Source organism: Candidatus Nitrospira bockiana (genome assembly GCF_965152565.1).
This window is the reverse complement of record NZ_OZ224215.1, coordinates 4,124,464-4,145,930: the sequence shown is the minus strand read 5'-3', so window position 1 is coordinate 4,145,930 and position 21,467 is coordinate 4,124,464. Positions and strand designations below refer to the sequence as shown.

Here is a 21,467-nt window from a genome sequence, read left to right as displayed (position 1 = left end):
CCTACTGGCTGGAGTGACAGCAACGCCGGAGACGACACGACATGAATGCGGTTCAGCCACAAGACTTGCATCGTCTCTTCGCGGACGCCTTCTCGGCCGGAAACGTGGATGCGGTGCTCGCCCTGTATGAGCCGGGAGCGGTGCTGGTTCCCGAGCCTGGTCGGCCGCCCGTCACCGGGGAAGCGATCCGGCAGGTGCTGGAGACGTTTCTCGCGCTCAAGCCCCGCGTCACCTGTGCGACCGAACAGGCGATTGAATCGGGCGGGGTCGCCCTGTTGCGGTCCCGCTGGACGTTGACGGGGACCGCCCCTGACGGGACTCCCGTGGAAATGTCCCAGCGAGGGATCGAAATTGCCCGTCGCCAGCCGGACGGGTCCTGGCGTTTCCTCATCGACGACCCCTTCGGTGGCGCATAGGATGCGCCCGCTTCGCCGCTGAGGCGGCTCCTGCTGTTGCCGTCGAGCCGCCACCCCCACCCCGACCCTTCTCCGCTTGACACACCAACCGCCGTGGGTCATCGTGCAATCAGGAGACTTCCACGATGGCGGTCAGGGTCGCAGTCTTGGTGCTGGTCGGCTGGCTCTCCGCCTGCGTTCTGACTGGGGAAGATCGAGTGATCGTGGAGGTTGATGAGACGGGGGGCAACCAGGCGGCCAAGAACCTCGAGGCCGTGCGTGAGCTGTTGAAGATGCAGCGGGAAGCTTCCCCCGAGTCCGGAGAACGAGAACCGAAGGAGACCGCCCAGCCCTCCCTTCCGGCGCCGCCGCCCGAGCCTCAGCGGCCGCCGGCGGTCAGCGAATCCCCGCAGTCAGAGCCGCCCGAGGAGCCCCAATCGCTCCAAATCCAGCCCCGGATCGAGCCACCACCCAAAAGCGAGCCGCCCGCCAAGCGCGCCGTCCCGAAGCGCCGGAAGCCCTCGTCGCCCTCGGTCCGGCCCGGAGACCAGAGCGCCGCCGCCGGACCCGTCGTGCCTGCGTATACGATTCATGCACCGGTGGGGTCGGCCTACCCCGGTTCGATTCGATGTGTGCCCGATGCCGCCGGTGGGCAGCGGTGTCACGCCACGCCGTGAGGCTTCGCCGTCGGCCCCGTGAGGGGCCCGGGGCGCGATCCGGTTGGGACCGCTTCCTCGAATCGGGCGGTGAAATGGCGTAAGACCGGCGCTTCGTACGTCATCCTCAGGCCGCCGATCGTCTCCCGCTTCTGAAACAACTCGATGATCGATTCGGCCACGTACGTGATCTGCATGTTGGTGTAGACGCGGCGAGGGATCGCCAGCCGGACCATTTCCAGCTCCGGATAGATCGTGCGGCCCGTGGACGGGTCGGTCTTTCCGAACATCACCGTCCCGATCTCCACGCCGCGGATGCCGTACTCGCGGTAGAGGGCGACCGCCAGCGCCTGCGCCGGGAATTCGGACTGCGGGAGATGCGGCAGGAACGCTTTGGCGTTGAGATAGACGGCGTGCCCTCCGATCGGTTTGAGGACCGGCACCCCCGCCTGATCGAGCAATTCGCCCAGATAGCGGACCTGTCCGATGCGGAAGCGCAGGTAGTCCTCCTCAAGGACCTCCCGCAGCCCGCGGGCCATGGCCTCGAGGTCGCGCCCAGCGAGGCCGCCGTAAGTCGGAAAGCCCTCCACGAGGATCAACATGTTCGTGATGGCTTGCGCCCACTGGTCCTCGTTCAGGCTCAGGAACCCGCCGATGTTGACGAGCCCGTCCTTCTTGGCGGACATGGTACAGCCGTCCCCATAGCCGAACAGCTCACGGGCGATGTCGAGAATCGGGCGATCGGCGTACCCCGGCTCCCGCTCCTTGATGAAGAAGCAATTTTCGGCGAAGCGGCAGGCGTCGAAGAACAGCGGGATGCGGTAGCGGTCGAGCAGGGCGCGGGTCTCGCGGATGTTCTGCATGGACACGGGCTGCCCGCCGCCGCTGTTGTTCGTGATCGTGAGCATGACCAGCGGGATGCGGTCGCGCCCGATCCGGTCGATCGTCTGCTCCAACCGAACCAGATCCATGTTGCCTTTGAACGGCAGGTCGCACTGCGGGTCGTAGGCTTCCTTGACGACGACGTCGACCGCCTCGGCGCCCTGGTGCTCCACGTTGGCCCGCGTCGTGTCGAAATGGATATTGTTCGGCACGACCATGCCCGCCCTGACGACGGTGGAGAAGAGCAGGTTTTCCGCCATCCGGCCTTGATGGGTGGGAATGACGTGCTTGAAGCCGAATATGGAGCGGACGGCCTCCTCGAAGTGGAAGTAGTTCTTGCTGCCCGCGTAGGACTCGTCGCCCAGCATCAGGCCGGCCCATTGGTGGTCGCTCATCGCCGACGTGCCGCTGTCGGTCAGGAGATCGACATAGACGCTCTCGGCCGGCACGTGGAAGAGGTTGTAGCCCGCCTCGGACAGCAGGCGCTGCCGCTCCTCTCGCGTGGTCCGGCGGATGGGTTCGACGACCTTGATCTTGAACGGTTCGGACGGGAAGCGCATCATCGGCCCTTCAAGCGGGCGACCTTGACCTTGAACGGCTTCGCCCCTTCGTATTCGAAGACGTACCGCGTCATATCGAACAGCGGGGCGGGGTTCAGTTCCCGGATCAGCTCGGGCTTCCAGGTGATCTTGAGCTGATGGATCATGGTGATCGGAGTCGGGCGGCCGACCACGCCCAAGGGCACCTGCCCGTACGACTGCGAATAGATGAGAATCTCGCCGTCGAACATCGCCGCGTTGATGTCGTGCGCCGCCCCTTGCTTCTTGAACTCCTCGCTCATGCGCTGGAACGTCGGCGAGCGCTCCAGGTCGTCGCGAAAGGCATAGAAGATCTTGATACCCGCCCGCTGCTGCGTCTCCATGACCTCCACGGCGTCGGCGACGAGGTCGGGCTGATGCATGTCCTCGGTCGCGAGGATCAGCAGGCGGCGAATCGCCACCTCCCGGCGGACGGCCGCCTGATTCGCGAGGAGGTAGTTGGGGTAGAGCGCCTCGCCTTTCTTCCAGATGTTCCAGCGTTCCATGATCGCGTCGACGCTGTGCTCCGCCGTCTCCATCAGCCGCACCGCCTCGGCATTGGCGGCGGCGCCTTCGTAGACCAGGGTCTGGGATTCGAGCTGGCGCAGCTCGCGCCCGATCGCTTCGACCTTTTTCGGAAGGTACCGGGGCGTCTTCGGTACGTGGAGCATGACGTCGACCGCGGTCAAGGCGAGCTCCCAATATTCCTTGGCCTGCTTCGGGGCTTTGTCTTTCTGCGCGATGAGGAGCAGCTCGACGGGGTTCTTGTCGAGCAGCTTGGCCATCTTGATGCACAGCTCCGGCTTGGGGATCTTCAACCCTCGGCGAATCAAATTGGCTTCCGGCTGCGCGATGGCGAGCTTTTCAGCCAGCGCATAATCGCTGGTGAGGTGATAGCGATGCTTGATCGCTTCGATGTAGCCGGAGATGTCGGACACCGGGACCTCGTCAGGCGGACAGGCGGTGGGCGGCCTCGGCATGCCGTACCCCGCGCCGCTCGAGCCCCATCCAGAACCCTTCCAGATAGTCGAGCACCTGTTCGACGCCGCGCTGGAAATCCCGGCGCTCTTGAGGCGACAGGGCCGCCTGGCCCCCGTCGATGGCGCCGACCGCGTTCTTCATCGCTTCCTCATGGCGGGATTCCAGCTCGCGGTGGAAGGTGAAATAGGTCAGGTCCATACCGGGATACCGCTCGTCGCGCAGCCGCTTCAAGCCGGGGATCAGGTGGTCCCACATGGTGATCGCCATGTTCTCCAGGCCGAAGGAGGCGCCCAGCGCCATGGCGTGGTTGCCGCTGCTGTACAGCGCTTCCATGCCCTCGATGTAGGCCTTCGTGGAAGGCAGCATCGGCTGCGTCATCGCCGTGTGGACGCCGATGCCGATCGAGCGGAGGAAGTCGCGGTAGAGCAGCTCGTGCCGGTTGCGTGTCCGGCCGTCGCCCAGCTCGGAATACAGCACGGTCGTCAGTTCGTCCGCCACCGCTTCGTCCTCGGTATTGACCAACTGGGCGACGAGGATCTTGGGAAAGAAGCGGGCGAAGTTGTAGAACTCGATGGCGAACGTCCGCACCTCCTCGTCCGTCAAGGCGCCTGCTTTGAAGCGATCCAGATAGGGGTTGTTGATCGCCCCATGCCGGAGGACCAGGGTTCGCATATCGGTGTAGAACGACATCTTCCACCTCCTCGGCAGACACTCGGGAGAGTGCCCAAATAATATAACTCTTTTATCATTCGTGCAAGACAAAATCATTCCAGGCTCCTGTCATGAGTCCACAACGCAAGAAACGGCTTGATGCAAGGCTGGAATATTGCAATGCCGTGGATGAATTGAATGATAGAAAAACTATATTGATCGCGCGTCAAGTTCTGTTATACTGTCTTCAGCAATCGGCAGCCGGCGAGTCCTCGAAGGCATCAGGCAACACGGAGGGCACCATGAGCGGCTCGGCAGGGATCGACCATGTGACGCTGTGCGTCGAGAATCTGGACGTGGCGGAGTATCTGTTCACCAAGGTCCTCGGGTTCGAAGTCATCTGGTCGGCGCGGGACGTGGGGACCGAGCGGTCCAGCATGGATACGATCGTGGTGCAGCGCGGCGAAGCGAAGATCGCGCTGATGAAGGGGCGGGACAAAGCGATCAAGTCCCAGATCACCGAGTTCATCGAGAAGTACGGCCCGGGCGTGCAGCACGTCGCCATCGAGGTCGACGACATCGAGGCGGTGTGCCGGGAGTGGGAAGCGCGCGGCGTGAAGTTCAGCGGGCCGCTGAAAGAGGGCCGGGACGGGTTCGGCCCGTTGAAGCAGCGGTTCACGTATCCGCTCTTTCCGGGCGCCGGCGTCTTTCTCGAGCTGACCCAACGGCAGCACGGCAACGAGCAGTCGCGCACGTTCGTGCGCGGCACGGTCGAATCGCTCTACAAAGACATCGAGCAAGATCAAGTGGAGGGAGTGGAGCAGATGATCATCGACTACGACGCGATCTCGACCGAAGCGGCGCCTCGTCGTCGAGCCTCGTGAGCAGAGCGCCTCGTCCAGTGTGGAGTCCGCGGCCTTGTTCAGATCCTACGAGAGGGGAGGCCCGCGATGTATCTCGTGAAGCGGGGTAAGGCGCCCGGCCAGGCGCACGTGGGTGTGCCTGACGGGCTGTACGAAGAAGAGCACGGCCGCCAGGGATTCACCGGCCCCTCGTCGCACCTGTACCGGAGCCATCCTCCGACCGGCTGGGTGCGCATCGACGGGCCGCTCCGGCCCCGTGCCTGTGCCTGCGCGGCCCTCCCCGTTCCCGACCTCGAAGCGGCCGCAGGCGGCCCCGTCGAAATTCTCCGAAGCCCCGATGCCCGCGTCTTCGTCTCGCGGCGCGCCCACACCATGCCGTATTTCCTGCGAAACGCGGACGGGGACGAAGTGTACTTCATCCATGCCGGGCAGGGGCGCATTGAGACCGACTACGGGGTGTTGGCGTACGAGCCCGGTGATTACGTCGTCATCCCGAAGGGGACCACCTACCGCATCCACGTCGATGCGGGGCCCTGCCTGTCTCTCATCGTGGAGACGCCGGCGCCGGTCGGCGTCCCCGACCGCGGCCTGCTCGGTCACCACGCGCTGTTCGACCTCGGGGTCGTGACCGCGCCGGAGTTGGATCCGTCGCTCGACGGGAAGGAACGGCCGGAGTGGGAGGTCCGGATCAAGAGGGATGGGGCCGTCACCACGGTCGCGTACCCCTTCTACCCCATGGACGTCGTCGGCTGGAAGGGCGATCTGTGGGCGGCCAAGCTCAACGTGCGTGATTTTCGTCCGGTCATGAGCCCGCGGTACCACCTGCCGCCCAGCGTGCACGCCACCTTTCAGGCCGGCGGGGCGCTGTTCTCGACGTTCGCGCCGCGCCCGCTCGAAAGCGATCCGCAGTCGCTCAAGGTGCCCTTCTATCATCGCAACATGGACTACGATGAGGTCCTGTTCTATCACGCGGGGGAGTTCTTCAGCCGGGCGGGCATCACGCCGGGCATGCTGACGCTCCATCCGCAAGGGATCCACCACGGTCCGCAGCCTCAGGCCGTCCAGGCCAGCCGAGAGAAGACCGCGACCACCGAAATCGCGGTGATGATCGAGTCGCGCCGGCCGTTCGAGGTCTTGCCCGAGTTCGAGCGGGCCGAGGTGAAGGACTATGCGATGAGCTGGAGCCGCGGATGAGACTCGTCACGTTCGAGATCCGGACCCCGCTCGGGCGCGCGGCGCGGGTGGGCGCCCAGGATGGGGAACGCATCGTCGATCTCAACATGGCCTATGCCAGGCTGCTCGCGGACGGCCACGAGCCGAAACCGCGCCGGCTGGCCGACGTGCTGGTCCCGCCGACCCTGCTGGACCTGCTGGAGGGCGAGTTGCCCGCGATGGCCCGGGCGCGTGAAGCGTTCGAGTACGCCCTGGCTCAGGGCGACGAGGTCCGCGGTCCGGACGGCGAAACGGTGCTCCATCGGCGCCGCGATGTCCGGCTTCTGGCTCCGCTTCCTCATCCTCCGTCCTTGCGCGACTTCATCGCCTTCGAGGACCACATCGCCGCCACGTCCAAGCGTCGCGGGCAGCCCATTCCGCCCGAATGGTACAAGGCGCCCGTCTATTACAAAGGGAACCACCGGACGATCATCGGGCCCGAGGACGTCCTGGCGTGGCCGCTCGACACGACGAAGCTGGACTACGAGCTGGAGCTCGCGATGGTGGTCGGGCGTCGCGGCATCGACATCGGCGAGCGCGAGGCCGAGGACTATATCGCCGGCTATACGATCATGAACGACTTCAGCGCGCGCGACATCCAGTTCCAGGAAATGGCCTGCCGCTTGGGCCCGGCCAAGGGGAAGGATTTCGCGACCGCGATCGGGCCGTGCCTGCTGACGCCCGACGAGATCCCGGACGTGAGCGCGCTGACGATGATCGCGCGGGTGAACGGCGAGGAATGGTCGAAGGGCCGGTTCGGGACCATTCACTGGTCGTTTGCGCAAATGATCGCGCACGTCTCGCGCGGTGAGACGCTCTACCCCGGTGATCTCTTCGGATCGGGCACGGTGGGCGGAGGCTGCGGGCTGGAGCTGGACCGCTACCTGAGCCCCGGCGACGTGGTGGAGCTCGAGATCCAGCCGATCGGGGTGTTGAGAACGAAGGTCATCAAGGAGGAATCGGGACGATGAGCCCAGCGGTGACGGATGAGCAGACGTTGGCGGAGGTGATCCAGCGGCACCGTGCGCTGTACGAGGGGGAGGCGATCGACGCCAAGCTCGCCTCGATCATCCGCGACGTGCCGTTTTCGAAGCTGTCGGATTGGGACGTCCACCGGATCCTGCGGAGCGCGCAGGCCGTGTTCTTCGACACGCACGTGGAGGTCGTGTCCGGCCACCACACCGCCACCTACCTGCGGTTCGAGTCGATCGCCCGCATCTCCCAACTGGTCAGCGTGATCGCGCGGGACATGGCCGACTGGATCCGCCAGCACTTCGAGCGCGACCCGATCGTCGGGATCGTCTCCACGGCCTCCGCCGCTCACGTGCTGGCCGAACGGGTGGCGGACATTCTGCATGACCGCATGCGGCTGCGCGTCGTGCTGACGCCCTATGAGCACGAGACGGGCAAGATCGGGACGAGCATCCTGACGGGCGCGATCCGGCCCGGCGAGCGCTTCATCGTCCTCAACGATGTGACGACGCGGGGGAACTGCGTCGGCAAGCTCGGCAACGTGGTCACGGAGCACCAGGGCGTGCTGGCCGGCATGATGGTGTTCGCCCGTCGCGACAGCGGGCAGTTCCCGCTCGTGGACGAGCTGACCCGGCGGCACAAGTTCTATTACACGGCCGACCTCGCCATGCCCCAGTGGGAGCCGTCCCAATGTCCCTTGTGCGCGAGCAAGCAGCCGCTGCTCTCATGGAAGGACATGCCGGAGCTCTGAACAGCCGTCAGCGAGCGGCGCTCAGCGATCAGCAGAGCGGTTCTGCTGAACGCGGACGCCCGAGAGCTGGCGGCCGATACGCGGAGGCCCTATGAATCGTGACGCCGTGAAGGACATCAAGCCCGCCGATTTGCTCGCGATGTACTACTCCCTGCGCCTGACCCGGGCTCTGGAGGAGCGGGTGACGGCCCTGTACCGCCAGGGGCGGATCGTCGGGGGCGTCTATACGAGCCACGGGATGGAAGCGATCGCCGTCGGGTACGCCTCGGCCATCGAGCGCGACGACATCATCGCTCCGTACCACCGCGACATGGGCGCCTTCTTGATCCGCGGCATCACGCCGGGAGAAGTGATCGCGCAGTATCTCGGCAAGCGGACGGGTCCGACCCGGGGCAAGGACGGCAACGTCCATATCGGGGATCTGAAACGGGGAGTCATCGGCTTCGTCAGCCACCTGGCCGACAATCTCCCGGTCGCCACCGGCATCGGCTTGGCCTTCAAGCTGCGCGGTGAGTCACGGGTCGTGATCACCAACACGGGCGACGGGGGGACGAGTCGCGGGGACTTCCACGAGGCCCTCAACTTCGCCTCCGTCCGGAAGCTGCCGGTCGTCTTCTTCTGTAACAACAACCAGTACGCCTATTCCACGCCGCTGCACCTGCAAATGGCCATCACGGACGTGGTGGATCGGGCGAAGGCGTACGCGATGCCCGGAGAGATCGTCGACGGGAACGACGTCGCCGCCGTGTATCTGGCCGCGAAGCGGGCGATTCAACGGGCGCGTGCGGGGGAGGGACCGACCTTCATCGAATGCAAGACCATGCGGATGCACGGGCACTCCGAGCACGACTCGGCCAAGTACGTACCCCGCGAGCTGTTGGAGGAGTGGAAGCGCAAAGATCCGATCGACAAGGCCGAGCGCCTGCTGAGAGAGTTGGGCTATGCGGACGACGAGGAGTTGCGACGGATCGAGGCGCGGGTGAAGCAAGAGATCGAGGCCGGGGTGGAATTCGCCGAACGCAGTCCGTTGCCCGAGGGCAAGGAAACGCTGGAAGGCGTATTTGCCACCGAGGAAGAGGCGAGGGAGTTGTCGTGAACGGCCGTCCGGGCGAGGCCGGCGCCGTCATCATCGGGGGGCGGCGTCGGCCGGCGCGGCCACCGAGAAGCACGAGGGAATCATGACGACACGCGTGTCTCCCGCAGCAGGTCAAGCCGAGGTGACCTATCTCGAAGCCATCTCCCAGGCGCTGGACGAAGAGATGGCGCGCGATGAACGGGTGTTCCTGATGGGGGAGGATATCGGCCCGTACGGCGGCGCCTTCCGGATCACCGAGGGCTTTCAGAAGAAGTACGGCGAGTGGCGCGTGCTGGATACGCCGCTCTCGGAGTCGGGCTTCGTCGGCGCGGCCATCGGGGCCGCCATGATGGGCATGCGGCCGGTCGTGGAGATGCAGTTCGCCGACTTCATCTCCTGCGCATTCGACCAGATCACCGAAGTCGCCGCGAAGAACCATTACCGCTGGCGCGCTCCGGTCCCGCTGGTGATCCGCGCCCCGTTCGGCGGCGGGGTGCACGGCGGGCCGTTTCACTCCGAGTGCCCCGAGGGCTGGTTCTTCCACTCGCCGGGCCTCAAGCTCGTCGCCCCGTCGACCCCCTACGATGCCAAAGGTCTGTTGAAGGCGGCGATTCGCGACCCCAATCCGGTGATCTATTTCGAGCACAAGTTCCTCTACCGCCGCATCAAGGGCGTGTTGCCGGCCGAGGATTACATCGTCCCGATCGGACAAGCGGAGATCAAGCGCACGGGCCGTGACCTCACCGTGGTGACGTATGGGGCGATGGTGCACCTGGCGCTCGAGGCGGCCGAACAATTGGCGGGTGAAGGGATCGACCTCGAGGTGCTCGACCTGCGGACGCTCGTCCCGCTCGACAAGGACCTGATCTTCGAGTCGGTCCGGAAGACGAGCAAGGCGATCGTGCTTCACGAAGACAACAAGACGGGGGGGATCGGCGCGGAGATCGCCGCCCTCCTGGCCGAAGAGTGTTTCGATGCGCTCGACGGCCCGATCGTCCGGATCGCGGCCCCCGACACGCCGGTGCCGTTCAGCACGCCGTTGGAAGAGTTCTTCTTGCCGAAGACCACCGACGTCGTGGAGGCGGCAAGGAAATTGGCGGCGTATTGAGTTCGTTATTCGATGGACGTTATTCGTTATTCGAGCAGGTCACTGAAATGAGCGTGAGAAACGTCGCTCTGTCCTCCCGTTTAACGAACAACGATTAACAGTTAACATTACTTACAACGCCATGGCCACCGACATTCTCATGCCCCAACTCGGGGAAAGCATCGCGGAAGGGACGATCGTCAAATGGCTCGTCGCCCAGGGCGGGCGGGTCGAGAAGGATCAGTCCCTGCTGGAGGTGGAGACCGACAAGGTTTCGCTCGAGATCCCGTCGCCCGCGGCCGGGACGTTGACGGAGGTTCTCTACAAGGAAGGAGACGTCGTGCCCGTCGGCACCGTGATCGGCCGCATCGAGGCGGAAGAGGCGGCCACCGGCGTGGTCAATCGGGTCGGCGGGGTCGTCGTCCGGCACCAGCCCGAAGGGGATCATCACAGCCCGGCCGTGCGGCAGCTCGCCAAGGAGCACGGGGTGGACCTGAGCCGGATCACGGGGACCGGCGCGGGCGGTCGGATCACCAAGAAGGACGTGCTGGATGTCGTCGCACAGCGGCAAGCGGGCCAAGCGCGGCCCGCGGCCGAAGCGCAGCCGGCGCGTGTGGCAGCGGGACGCGACGAGGCGCCCGCGCAGGCCGAGGAGGAGCTGCTTCCGATCACGGCGATGCGAAAGACGATCGCCGAGCGGATGGTCAAGAGCAAGCAGACCTCCGCGCACGTGGCGACGTTCTTCGAGGCGGACTGCTCGGCGATCGCCAAGTTCCGAGAGGGCCGGTCGCTCACCTATCTGCCGTTCGTCATCCACGCCGTCGCCCGCGCGATCAAGGACGTACCGGTGCTCAATTCGTCGTGGACGGACCGCGGCATCGCGGTGAAAAAGGACGTGCACATGGGCATCGCGGTCGCGCTCGAGGACGGCCTGCTCGTGCCGGTCGTCCGCCACGCCGATCGCAAGGGGCTGTCGCAGTTGGCCAAGGAAGTGGCTGACCTGGCGGAGCGCGCGCGCACCAAGCGCTTGAGTCCCGAAGAGGTGCAGGGGGGCACCTTCACGATCACCAATCATGGCGGAATGGGCAGTCTGTTCAGCACCCCGATCATCCATCAGCCCCAGATCGCCATCCTCGGGGTGGGCGCCGTCCAGAAGCGCGCCGTCGTCATCGACGACGCCATTGCGATTCGTCCGATGTCGTATCTCAGCCTGTCCTTCGACCACCGGGTGATCGACGGCGCCACCGCCGATCGCTTCATGGCACGCGTCAAGCATTACCTGGAGCAGAGCCGATGGGAGGCGTGCTTGTGACACGACGACAGCCGGCCGTCATCGTCAGCGCCGTGCGAACGCCGATGGGCAGCTTCAACGGCGTGTTCAGCTCGGTTCCCGCGACAACCTTGGGCAGCGTGGCGATCGCCGAGGCGCTCACACGGATCGCGCTCGCCCCCGAGGCCGTCGACGAGGTCCTGATGGGCTGCGTGCTCACCGCGGGCCTCGGGCAAGCGCCCGCCCGCCAAGCCGCGATCGGTGCGGGGATCCCGCATTCCGTCCCGGCGGCGACGGTCAACAAAGTCTGCGGATCGAGTCTCAAGACCGTCATCATGGCGGCGCAGGCGATCGGGCTCGGTGAGGCGCGGCTCGTCGTCGCGGGCGGCATGGAGAGCATGACGCGGGCGCCGTACCTGCTGCAGCAGGCGCGTCAAGGATATCGGCTCGGGCACGCGGAGGTGGTCGACAGTCTCATCAAGGACGGCCTCTGGGACGTCTACAACGACATGCACATGGGCGACTGCGGCGAGCTGTGCGCCGCCAAGTACGGGCTCACCAGGGCTGAGCTGGACGACTATGCGCTCGAAAGCTACCGCCGGGCGCGCGAGGCCATGGCCACGGGCGCGTTCAAACGCGAGCTCGTCGCCGTCGAGGTGCCGCAGAAGAAAGGCGGCCCCCTGACGGTCGCCGAGGACGAAGAGCCGAACCGCGCGGACCTCGGCAAGATGCGCGCGCTCAAGCCCGCCTTTCGGCCCCAGGGGTTGTTGACCGTGGGGAACTCGCCGGCCTGCAACGACGGGGCGGCCGCGCTCGTCGTCATGGCGGAGCAGGAGGCCGAGCGCCGCGGGCTCCGGCCGATGGCGCGGATCGTCGGGTATGCCGGCGCCGCCTTGGCGCCGGAGTGGTTCACCATTGCGCCCGTCGAAGCCGTGAAGCGCCTGCTCGCGGGCGCCAATCTTTCGGTGGACGACATCGACCTGTTCGAGATCAACGAAGCCTTTTCGGCGGTGTCGATCGCGGTGAACCGGGAGCTGGGGCTGGATCCGAAGAAGGTGAACGTCAACGGAGGCGCCGTGGCCTTGGGCCATCCGATCGGCGCCACCGGGGCGCGCATTCTCACGACGCTCCTCTATGCCCTGGAGGCCCGCGGGTTGCGGCGCGGGGTGGCGAGCCTCTGCATCGGCGGAGGGGAGGCCTTGGCGATCCTGATCGAACGCGAGCCGGGATGAGGATCGAAGACGTCAGGGCGGTCGCGGTGATCGGCTCCGGCCAGATGGGCCGGGGCATCGGGCAGGTCGCGGCCGTCGCCGGTTGGCACGTGCAACTGGTCGACGTCAGCGACACGGCGCTGGACGCCTCGCTGAAGAAGATCCGTGAATCGCTCGGGCGCGCGGCCGAAAAGGGGGCGATCCGTCCCGAACAGATCGGCGCGGTGATGGCGCGGATCAGCCCCATCGCGGACCTGGCGCGCATCCGGGATGCCCAGCTCGTCATCGAAGCGGTTCCCGAGGATGCCCAGCTCAAAGTCGACCTGTTCGGTCAAATGGGCCTGCTCTGCCCGGCCGAGACCGTGCTGGCGAGCAACACCTCGTCGATCTCGATCACGAGGCTGGGGGCGGCGTCCGGACGTCCGGATCGCGTCATCGGGCTGCACTTCATGAATCCCGTGCCGGTGATGCGGCTGGTCGAGGTCGTGCGGGGCGTCGCGACGTCCCAGGAGACGACCGAGCTCGCGCTCGAGGTCGTCAAGCGGCTCGGCAAGACGCCCGTCGTCTGCAAGGACGCGCCGGGGTTCATCGTCAACCGCGTGCTGATGCCGATGATCAACGAAGCGGTCTTCTTGCTTCAGGAAGGCACCGCGGGTCCCGAGGGCATCGACCTCGCGATGACGGCGGGAACCAACCATCCGGTCGGCCCGTTGGCGCTGGCCGACCGCATCGGCTTGGACACGGTCCTGGCGATTTGCGAGGTCCTGCACCACGACATCGGCGATCCCAAGTTCCGCCCGGCGCCCTTGCTGCGGAAGTACGTCGAGGCGGGATGGCTGGGCCGGAAGACCGGAAAGGGGTTCTACGTGTACCAATAAGGTTCGTCCGTTGTGTCCGTTCGGACCGCGTGGTTTCGTTGCCGGACCAACGGAATGAGCGGAGCGAACGACGACAGGGTCTCTCATGCCCGAACGCAAACCGTCTTTCACGTCCCTCTCCGGCTTCGACATTCAGCCGTGCTATACCGCCGATGACCTGAAAGATTGGTCTTCGGACGCGGACCTCGGACGTCCCGGCGACTACCCGTTCACGCGCGGCGTCTACCCGACCATGTACCGCGGGCGGCTGTGGACCATGCGGCAGTTCGCGGGCTTCGGGTCGGCCGAGGACACCAATCGGCGGTTCAGGTACCTCCTGGAGCACGGCCAGACCGGCCTGAGCGTCGCCTTCGACATGCCGACCCTGATGGGGCTGGACGCGGACGATCCCCGTGCCCACGGCGAAGTGGGGTATTGCGGGGTCTCGATCTCGTCGCTCGCCGACATGGATCGGCTGTTCGAGCACATTCCGCTCGATCAGGTGACGACGTCGATGACGATCAACGGCCCCGCTGCGATCCTGTTGGCCATGTACCTGGCGGTCGCGGAACGGCGCGGCATCCCTCTGGAGCGCTTGGGCGGGACGCTGCAAAACGACATCCTGAAGGAGTACATCGCCCAGAAGGAATGGCTGTTCCCACCGCAGCCGTCGCTGCGCCTGATCGTGGATACCCTCGGCTACTGCGCCGAACGCGTACCCAAGTGGCATCCGGTCAGCATCAGCGGCTATCACATCCGGGAGGCGGGATCGACCGCCGTGCAGGAGTTGGCGTTTACGCTGTATGACGGGCTGACGTACGTGGAGGCGGCCGTGCAGGCCGGCCTCGAGGTCGATCGGTTCGCGCCGCAGCTCTCGTTTTTCTTCAACGTCCACAACGACTTCTTCGAAGAGATCGCCAAGTTCCGGGCGGCGCGGCGGCTGTGGGCGCGCGAGATGGCCCGGCGGTACCAGCCGAAGGACCCGCGGTCGCTTCAGCTTCGCTGCCACGCGCAAACCGCCGGCTGCTCGCTCACGGCCCAGCAGCCGATGAACAACGTGGTCCGCACCACCCTCCAGGCGCTCGCCGCCGTCCTCGGCGGCACCCAGTCCCTCCACACCAACTCGATGGACGAAACGCTCGCGCTCCCGACCGAGGAGTCGGTGAAGCTGGCGCTCCGCACGCAGCAGATCATCGCGCATGAGAGCGAGGTGACGAACACCGTGGACCCGTTGGGCGGGTCGTACTACGTGGAGGCGCTGACCAATCGGCTGGAAGAGGGGGCGCGCAACTACTTCCGGAAACTGGACGAGCTGGGCGGCATGGTGAACGCGATCGAGAGCGGGTTTCCTCAACGTGAGATCCTCGAGGCCTCCCAGCGGTACCAGCGCGAGGTCGAGCAGAAGGAGCGGATCATCGTCGGCGTCAACGAGTACGTCGAGCCGGAGTCCCGGCCGCTCGCGATCTTGAAGCTCGGCCCTGAGATCGAGCGCGAGCAGATCGCCCGGCTCTCGGACCTGCGGAAGGTGCGCGATCCGTACAAGATGGCGGGCGCCTTGGAGGAGCTGCAGGAAGCGGCCGCGTGCAGTGAGAACGTGATGCCGTACTTGATCAACGCCGTCAAGGCCCATGCGACGCTCGGGGAGATCAGTGCCGCGCTCAAGGAGATTTTCGGCACGTATCGCGAGCCGGTGGTGCTGTGAGGCGGCCTCGTGTGTTCATGACGCTGACGGCGAGACAGGGGCCGAGGGGTCCGGCGAAGCGATGAAACTCGGCGCGTTCGAGCTTCATATGCTCACCGACGGGCGTTTTCGGCTCGACGGCGGAGCCATGTTCGGGGTGGTGCCCAAGGTGCTGTGGGAGCGGTGCTGCCCGGCCGACGAGCAGAACCGCATCGCCCTGGGGCTGCACCCGCTGCTGATCCGCGCCCACGGCCGCAACATTCTCGTCGACACCGGCTTGGGCGGGAAGGAGGACGACGCGTTCCGGCAGCGGTTCGCGGTGGACCGGCGCCCGCCGCTCGAGGAGTCGTTGAAGCGCCTGGGAGTCGCCCGGGAAGACGTCCATATGGTGATCAATACGCATCTGCACTTCGACCATGCGGGCGGGAACACGCTGCGTGACGGCGACGGCGGCCTCGTCCCGGCCTTTCCCAAGGCCAAGTATTTCGTCCAGCGCGGCGAGTACGAGGATGCGGCCCGGGCCAACGAACGGACCCGCGCGAGCTACCGCCGGGAGAACTTCACACCGGTCGCGCACGTGAACCTGTGGGAGTTCCTGGACGGCGAGACCGAGCTGCTGCCGGGCGTCTCGGTGGTCGTCACCGACGGCCATACGCGCTGGCACCAGGGGGTGAAGATCGAATCCGAAGGGCGGACGGCGTTCTACCTCGGCGATCTCATCCCCACCGTCGCGCATCTGCCCCTGCCCTACATCATGGGCTATGACCTCTATCCGCTGCGGACGCTGGAGAGCAAGCGCCGGCTGCTCGATCGCGCGTTGGCGGAGCGCTGGTTGCTGCTGTTCGAGCACGATCCGTCGGTCCACGGCGGCTACCTGCGCAAGGACATCGACGGCAAGTACGTGCTCGACGAGGTGCAGGTATGACGGTGGTGGTCGCGCCCCTGCGGGTCTTGATCGGCAAGGTCGGGCTGGACGGCCACGACCGCGGCGTCAAGTTGATCGCCCGGGCCCTGCGGGACGCCGGGATGGAGGTGATCTACACGGGGCTTCACCAGACGCCCGAGCAGATCGTTGCGACCGCCATCCAGGAAGACGTGGACGCGATCGGCCTCAGCATGCTCTCCGGCGCGCACAACACGCTCTTCATTCGCGTGCTCGAGCTGCTCAAGGAGCAGGGGGCCGAGGACGTCGTCGTGTTCGGCGGCGGCATCATTCCGGACGAGGATATGCCGCGTTTGAAGGCGGCCGGCGTCCGGGCGCTGTTTCGGCCCGGGACCCCGATGAACGAGATCATCGACTTCGTCAAGGGCCTGCGACGGCCGCACCGAGGAGGCTGAGATGCGCGTGCTGAGCACGTCCGTGGCGGTGGGCTCCGAGGAGTTCCGACGCAACCAGGCGCACGCGCAGAGCCTGGTCGCCGATCTGCGGAAATATCTGGCCCAAGTCCAGACCGGGGGGCCGGTCGACGCGGTGGCGCTCCACAAGAAGCGCGGGAAGCTCACGGCCCGCGAGCGCATCAAGGCCCTGCTCGATTCCGACGCACCATGGCTGGAGCTGAGCCCGCTGGCCGCGTTCGGGATGTACGACGATCAGGCGCCGGCTGCCGGGCTGATCACCGGAATCGGCTTTGTCTCGGGGCGGCCGTGCGTCATCGCCGCCAACGATGCGACGGTGAAGGGCGGGACGTATTTCCCGATGACGATCAAGAAGCACCTGCGGGCCCAGCACATCGCGCTGGAGAACCGCCTGCCGGCCATCTATCTGGTCGATTCGGGCGGCGTCTTCCTGCCGCTCCAGGCCGAGCTGTTCGCCGATAAAGACCATTTCGGGCGCATCTTCTACAATCAAGCCCGCCTGTCGGCGCTCGGCATCCCGCAGATCGCCGTCGTGATGGGGATGTGTACGGCGGGGGGCGCGTACGTCCCGGCGATGTGCGATGAGAACATCATCGTCAAGGGGACGGGAACGATCTTCCTCGGCGGCCCGCCGCTCGTCAAGGCGGCGACCGGCGAAGAGGTGACGGCCGAGGAGCTCGGTGGAGCGGATCTCCACACCCGGCTCTCGGGGGTCAGCGACCACCTGGCGGAGGACGACCGGGAGGCGCTGGAGATCTGCCGGAGCATCGTGGCCACGCTGAGGAAGCCGGCCAAGCCCCGGCGAGCCGGCGTCGACGAGCCGTTGTATCCGGCCGAGGAGCTGTATGGGGTCGTGCCCCGCGATCCGCGGGAGGTCGTCGACGCGCGGGAGGTGCTCGCGCGCCTGGTCGACGGCAGCCGGTTCCAGGAGTTCAAGGCGCGCTACGGCCCCACGTTGGTGTGCGGCTTCGCGGAGTGGATGGGCCATCAGGTCGGCATCCTGGCGAACAACGGGATCCTCTTTTCCGAGGCCGCGTTGAAAGGGACGCATTTCGTCGAGCTCTGCGCGCAACGCAAGATCCCGCTGCTCTTTTTCCAGAACATCACGGGATTCATGGTCGGGCGTGAGTACGAAGCGCGTGGGATCATCAAGGACGGGGCCAAGATGGTCCAGGCGGTGGCCACGGCGGAGGTGCCGAAGATCACGGTCGTCATCGGCGCCTCGCACGGCGCGGGCAACTACGCCATGTGCGGCCGCGGCTACGATCCCCGGTTCCTGTTCGTGTGGCCGAACGCGCGGGTGTCGGTGATGGGCGCGCAGCAGGCGGCCCACGTGCTTGTCGCGGTGAAGCAGCCGCGCGACGGGAAGGCCGGCGCCGTCACCGACGAGGCCCGGCGCCGCATCATGGACACGATCGCCGAGCAATACGAACGGGAAGGCAGCCCCTACTACGGGACGGCTCGTCTGTGGGACGACGGGATCATCGATCCGGTCGAGACGCGCCGGGTGGTCGGTCTGTGTTTGGACCTCGCCATGGCGGCGCCGATCAAGGAGACCCGGGCGCCGGTGTACCGGATGTAAGCGGAGCGATCTACGTGACAGACCGTGAACGATCAATCGGTCGACGGCCGACGAGTCCGGCGATGGCCGTGCGGGGGCTTCGCGTCGAGCAGCAGGCCGCCGTCCTCCGCGTGTCTCTGAACCGGCCGGACCGGCGGAACGCCTTGACCGCCGAGCTCGTGCGCGAGCTGGCCGAGGTCTTTGAGGCGGCCAGTGAGAACCCTGCCGTCCGCGCAGTGGTGCTGGGAGCCGAGGGGCCGGTCTTTTGTGCGGGCGCCGATCTTCAGTGGATGAAGGCGGCCGGGGCGCCGTCGGAAGAGCGTGCGCGCGGAGACGCCGAGCTCCTGATGCGGCTGTATCAGGCGATCGACGCCTGCGCGTGCCCGGTCATCGGGCGGGTGCAAGGCCCCGCGTTCGGCGGCGGCGTCGGCCTCATGGCCGTCTGCGATATGGTGGTCGCGCGGCAGGATGCCAGCTTCACCTTGAGCGAGGTCCGCCTCGGGTTGGTGCCGGCGGTCATCATGCCGTTCCTCCTGCGCAAGACCGGGGAATCGTTCCTGCGCCGGTACGCGCTGACGGGGGATCCGTTCTCGGCGGCCGTCGCCCGGCAATTCACCCTCGTCCATGACGTCGTCCCGAACGAGGGCCTCGACGAGAGGATCGCGGAGCTCGAGGCCGCCGCCCTGCGGGCCGCGCCCGGTGCCGTGCGGGAGACCAAGGCGCTGATCCGGCGGATGCGCCTGCTGGAAGGGCCGGACCAAGCGGCGGCGGCGATCGGGGCAAACGTCCAAGCGCGGCTGTCAGCCGAGGCGCACGAGGGGCTCGAGGCCTTTCTCGACAAGCGGCCGCCGAGGTGGGCGGGGGCGAGGCCGGACGGGTCCCGGCCATGATGACCGCGAACGCGGCGGCCGGCCCGATTCGGATCACGGAAGTCGGGCCGCGCGACGGCTTGCAGCACGAGCCCCGGACGGTGGCGACCGAACACAAGGTCGCCTTCATCAACGCCCTGTCCCGGACGGGCGTGGCCGAGATCGAGGTCGGGGCGTTCGTGTCGCCGGCCCGGGTCCCGCAGTTGGCCGATTCCGAAGAGGTGTGTCGGAAAATCGAGCGCGCGCCCGCCGTCGTGTACTCGGCGTTGGTGCCAAACGAACGCGGGCTCGAACGGGCCCGGTCGGTCGGTCTAACGAAGATCGCCGTCTTCACCGCCGCCTCCGACGCCTTTACCCGACGGAACATCAACGCGACGATCGACGAGTCCATGCGGCGGTTCCAGCCGGTGGTCGCGGGAGCCAGACGCGACGGCATCGCGGTGCGCGGCTATGTCTCGACGGCGTTCGTCTGCCCCTATGAGGGGGTCATCCCGGCTTCGAACGTGCTTGACGTCGTCGAGCGGCTGCTTGATCTTGGCGTGGAGGAGATTTCCCTGGGGGATACGATCGGCAAGGCGGCGCCCCCCGACGTCAGACGGGTGTTGGAGCGGGTGCTCCCGCGCCTCGATCGGCGGCGGCTCTCGCTCCATTTTCATGACACCTACGGCTTGGCGATCGCCAACGCGCTGACCGCCTGGTTCGAATATGGGATCACGGCCTTCGATGCGTCGGCCGGCGGATTGGGCGGGTGTCCCTTCGCTCCGGGAGCGGCGGGCAACGTCGCCACCGAAGACCTGGTCCACGCCTTGAAGGCGTCGGGCGCCGAGATCCGGGTCGACGAGCGTCAGGTTGTCTCGGCGGCGAAAGGTCTGCTGCCCCACTTGGGTCGGGCGTTGGCCTCGCGCGTCTCCCAGGCGGTCGAGAGCCGGCCGAGCGGGGATGCATGACGATGGCCGAGGCCGGCGCCACGGGAGCCCCGACCGCGCAGGGCGAGGTCGCCGATGTGGTCGACGGCGTCCGCGCGCAGCGCCCGCGCGCGATTGCGCGGCTCGTGACGTGGCTCGAGAACGACGACCCCCGAGGGGCCGCCGCCCTCGCGCGGCTTCCGGCGCCGGCTCGTGGCGGAACGGTGGTCGGCATCACCGGCTACCCCGGGGCGGGGAAGAGCACGCTGATCGATCAACTGATCACCGCGTACCGTCGCGGCGGCAAGACGGTCGCGGTACTGGCCGTCGATACCAGCAGCCCGGTGACCGGCGGGGCCATCTTGGGGGACCGCATCCGGATGCAGGCGCATGCGGCGGACCCCGGCGTCTTCATTCGCAGCATGGGGACCCGCGGATGCCACGGCGGCCTTGCCGCGGCGACCCGTGACGCGGCGGTGGTCTTACGGGCCGCCGGCTTTCAGATCGTGCTCGTCGAGACGATCGGGGTGGGACAGGACGAGCTGGAGATCGCGAAGGTGGCTCCCGTCGTCGTCGCGGTCGTGGCACCCGGCCTGGGGGACGAGGTCCAAGCCATGAAAGCCGGCCTGTTCGAAGTGGCCCACATCGTCGTCGTGAACAAGGCCGATCGGGAGGGGGCGGATGCGGCCTTGCGTGATCTCCGTGAGTGGTGCCCCGAGGTCATCCGGACGGCGGCCCTCAAAGGGGAAGGGATCCCGGAGCTGATCGCTGCGATCGACCGGCACGGGGCCGGGCGGTCGGCCTGAGGCCCCTGTGGACGGCCATGCTCGAGCCGTGCCAACGAGAGGATCGATGGTCCAGCAGCTCGTGAACGTCGACATCGGAGGGCAAGTGGCCTGGGTCAGGCTCAATCACCCGCCGGCCAACCTGCTCACGTCCGCGATGCTGAAGGAGCTGGACCGGGCCTTCGGGGCCCTGGAGGGGGACACCCGTGTTCGCGTGGTGGTCCTGACCGGGACGGGGACGGTGTTCTGCGCCGGGGCGGACATCAACGAGCTGACCACGGTGAACACCGCCCTGGCGGGATCGGAATTCGCCGGTCGAGGGCAGGCCTTGCTGAACCGCATCGAACGGTACGACAAGCCGGTGATCGCGGCGATCAACGGGACGTGCGTCGGCGGCGGGCTCGAGCTCGTCTTGGCGTGTCACATCCGGGTCGCCGCGGCAGGGGCCGTGCTCGGTCTTCCCGAAGTAAAGCTCGGTCTCATTCCCGGCTTCGGCGGTACGCAACGGCTCCCCCGGATCGTCGGGCCGTCGAAGGCGGCGGAGCTGATCTTGACGGGGGCGACGATCGCCGCGCAGGACGCCGTCGCGCTTGGGCTGGTGAACCGCGTGGTGCTCCCGGCCGAGCTCCTCCGGGAGGCCGAGGCGCTCGCCGGGGACATCAAGGCGCGGGGCCGTCTGGCGATCCAGTGCGCGCTTCGCGCGATCCGCTCGGGGCTCGACAGCCCCTTGGCGGTGGGCCTGGCGCGCGAGGCGGAGCTGTTCGGCGAACTGTGCGAGTCACCGGACAAGAAAGAAGGCACCCGCGCCTTCCTCGAGAAGCGCGAGCCGAAGTTCGAGGGGTAGCATCAATCCCCTGTGCTCTTTGCAG

The 21,467-nt window shown here is 66.8% G+C and carries 22 protein-coding genes; 19 read left to right on the top strand and 3 right to left on the bottom strand.

All coding sequences use genetic code 11. The annotated features are described in order from the left end of the window. Positions 1–41 precede the first annotated feature (41 nt). Together ACWHYV_RS20350 and ACWHYV_RS20345 are read left to right on the top strand one after the other, a co-directional pair. Entirely contained in the window at positions 42–416 is a 375-nt protein-coding gene (locus ACWHYV_RS20350; RefSeq protein ID WP_447978318.1) for a YybH family protein, read from the top strand. A gap of 125 nt (positions 417–541) precedes the next feature. Further along, a complete protein-coding gene (locus ACWHYV_RS20345) occupies positions 542–1,072 on the top strand; it encodes a hypothetical protein (RefSeq protein WP_447978317.1) in 531 nt (176 codons plus the stop codon). On the opposite strand, the gene ACWHYV_RS20340 is transcribed toward ACWHYV_RS20345, so the two are convergent. The 3 genes from ACWHYV_RS20340 to ACWHYV_RS20330 are packed head-to-tail and all read right to left on the bottom strand — an operon-like array spanning position 1,057 to position 4,182. Continuing rightward, positions 1,057–2,493, bottom strand: a complete 1,437-nt coding sequence (locus ACWHYV_RS20340; RefSeq protein ID WP_447980759.1) for a tryptophanase — start codon at positions 2,491–2,493, stop codon at positions 1,057–1,059. The genes ACWHYV_RS20345 and ACWHYV_RS20340 overlap by 16 nt on opposite strands. After that, positions 2,493–3,449 (bottom strand): hypothetical protein, encoded by a 957-nt coding sequence (locus ACWHYV_RS20335; protein WP_447978316.1) that lies wholly within the window; start codon positions 3,447–3,449, stop codon positions 2,493–2,495. The genes ACWHYV_RS20340 and ACWHYV_RS20335 overlap by 1 nt, the downstream gene beginning before the upstream one ends. 10 nt (positions 3,450–3,459) lie before the next feature. After that, positions 3,460–4,182: a TenA family transcriptional regulator gene (locus ACWHYV_RS20330; protein WP_447978315.1), complete on the bottom strand. Its 723-nt coding sequence runs from the start codon at positions 4,180–4,182 to the stop codon at positions 3,460–3,462. 263 nt (positions 4,183–4,445) lie between these two features. Between ACWHYV_RS20330 and ACWHYV_RS20325 the strand changes: the two genes are divergently transcribed. The 17 genes from ACWHYV_RS20325 (at position 4,446) to ACWHYV_RS20245 (ending at position 21,442) form a co-directional block, all read left to right on the top strand. After that, positions 4,446–5,027 (top strand): VOC family protein, encoded by a 582-nt coding sequence (locus ACWHYV_RS20325; protein ID WP_447978314.1) that lies wholly within the window; start codon positions 4,446–4,448, stop codon positions 5,025–5,027. Positions 5,028–5,093: 66 nt separating this feature from the next. Further along, positions 5,094–6,200: a homogentisate 1,2-dioxygenase gene (locus ACWHYV_RS20320; protein ID WP_447978313.1), complete on the top strand. Its 1,107-nt coding sequence runs from the start codon at positions 5,094–5,096 to the stop codon at positions 6,198–6,200. Continuing rightward, positions 6,197–7,189, top strand: coding sequence for a fumarylacetoacetate hydrolase family protein (locus ACWHYV_RS20315; RefSeq protein WP_447978312.1), 993 nt, complete (start codon positions 6,197–6,199; stop codon positions 7,187–7,189). The genes ACWHYV_RS20320 and ACWHYV_RS20315 overlap by 4 nt, the downstream gene beginning before the upstream one ends. Beyond that, positions 7,186–7,941 (top strand): hypothetical protein, encoded by a 756-nt coding sequence (locus ACWHYV_RS20310; protein ID WP_447978311.1) that lies wholly within the window; start codon positions 7,186–7,188, stop codon positions 7,939–7,941. The genes ACWHYV_RS20315 and ACWHYV_RS20310 overlap by 4 nt, the downstream gene beginning before the upstream one ends. Positions 7,942–8,032: 91 nt before the next feature. Then, entirely contained in the window at positions 8,033–9,037 is a 1,005-nt protein-coding gene (locus ACWHYV_RS20305; RefSeq protein WP_447978310.1) for a thiamine pyrophosphate-dependent dehydrogenase E1 component subunit alpha, read from the top strand. A gap of 82 nt (positions 9,038–9,119) precedes the next feature. Beyond that, positions 9,120–10,124, top strand: a complete 1,005-nt coding sequence (locus tag ACWHYV_RS20300) for an alpha-ketoacid dehydrogenase subunit beta (RefSeq protein ID WP_447978309.1) — start codon at positions 9,120–9,122, stop codon at positions 10,122–10,124. A gap of 121 nt (positions 10,125–10,245) precedes the next feature. Beyond that, positions 10,246–11,415 (top strand): dihydrolipoamide acetyltransferase family protein, encoded by a 1,170-nt coding sequence (locus ACWHYV_RS20295; protein WP_447978308.1) that lies wholly within the window; start codon positions 10,246–10,248, stop codon positions 11,413–11,415. Next, positions 11,412–12,605, top strand: a complete 1,194-nt coding sequence (locus ACWHYV_RS20290) for a thiolase family protein (RefSeq protein ID WP_447978307.1) — start codon at positions 11,412–11,414, stop codon at positions 12,603–12,605. The genes ACWHYV_RS20295 and ACWHYV_RS20290 overlap by 4 nt, the downstream gene beginning before the upstream one ends. Further along, on the top strand, positions 12,602–13,462 hold the full coding sequence (locus ACWHYV_RS20285) for a 3-hydroxyacyl-CoA dehydrogenase family protein (RefSeq protein ID WP_447978306.1): 861 nt from the start codon (positions 12,602–12,604) through the stop codon (positions 13,460–13,462). Before ACWHYV_RS20290 ends, ACWHYV_RS20285 begins: the two co-directional genes overlap by 4 nt. A gap of 85 nt (positions 13,463–13,547) precedes the next feature. Further along, complete coding sequence (locus tag ACWHYV_RS20280) at positions 13,548–15,143, top strand: acyl-CoA mutase large subunit family protein (protein ID WP_447978305.1); 1,596 nt, start codon at positions 13,548–13,550, stop codon at positions 15,141–15,143. A gap of 61 nt (positions 15,144–15,204) precedes the next feature. Then, on the top strand, positions 15,205–16,047 hold the full coding sequence (locus ACWHYV_RS20275; protein WP_447978304.1) for an MBL fold metallo-hydrolase: 843 nt from the start codon (positions 15,205–15,207) through the stop codon (positions 16,045–16,047). After that, positions 16,044–16,460, top strand: a complete 417-nt coding sequence (locus ACWHYV_RS20270) for a cobalamin B12-binding domain-containing protein (RefSeq protein ID WP_447978303.1) — start codon at positions 16,044–16,046, stop codon at positions 16,458–16,460. The genes ACWHYV_RS20275 and ACWHYV_RS20270 overlap by 4 nt, the downstream gene beginning before the upstream one ends. A gap of 1 nt (position 16,461) precedes the next feature. Continuing rightward, positions 16,462–18,060, top strand: a complete 1,599-nt coding sequence (locus tag ACWHYV_RS20265) for a carboxyl transferase domain-containing protein (RefSeq protein WP_447978302.1) — start codon at positions 16,462–16,464, stop codon at positions 18,058–18,060. A 62-nt stretch (positions 18,061–18,122) separates the two neighbouring features. Continuing rightward, positions 18,123–18,929, top strand: a complete 807-nt coding sequence (locus ACWHYV_RS20260; protein ID WP_447978301.1) for an enoyl-CoA hydratase-related protein — start codon at positions 18,123–18,125, stop codon at positions 18,927–18,929. Then, positions 18,926–19,855: a hydroxymethylglutaryl-CoA lyase gene (locus ACWHYV_RS20255; protein ID WP_447978300.1), complete on the top strand. Its 930-nt coding sequence runs from the start codon at positions 18,926–18,928 to the stop codon at positions 19,853–19,855. The genes ACWHYV_RS20260 and ACWHYV_RS20255 overlap by 4 nt, the downstream gene beginning before the upstream one ends. Next, complete coding sequence (meaB, locus tag ACWHYV_RS20250) at positions 19,852–20,619, top strand: methylmalonyl Co-A mutase-associated GTPase MeaB (RefSeq protein WP_447978299.1); 768 nt, start codon at positions 19,852–19,854, stop codon at positions 20,617–20,619. The genes ACWHYV_RS20255 and meaB overlap by 4 nt, the downstream gene beginning before the upstream one ends. Before the next feature lie 46 nt (positions 20,620–20,665). Beyond that, positions 20,666–21,442, top strand: coding sequence for an enoyl-CoA hydratase-related protein (locus ACWHYV_RS20245; RefSeq protein WP_447978298.1), 777 nt, complete (start codon positions 20,666–20,668; stop codon positions 21,440–21,442). Positions 21,443–21,467: the final 25 nt, after the last annotated feature.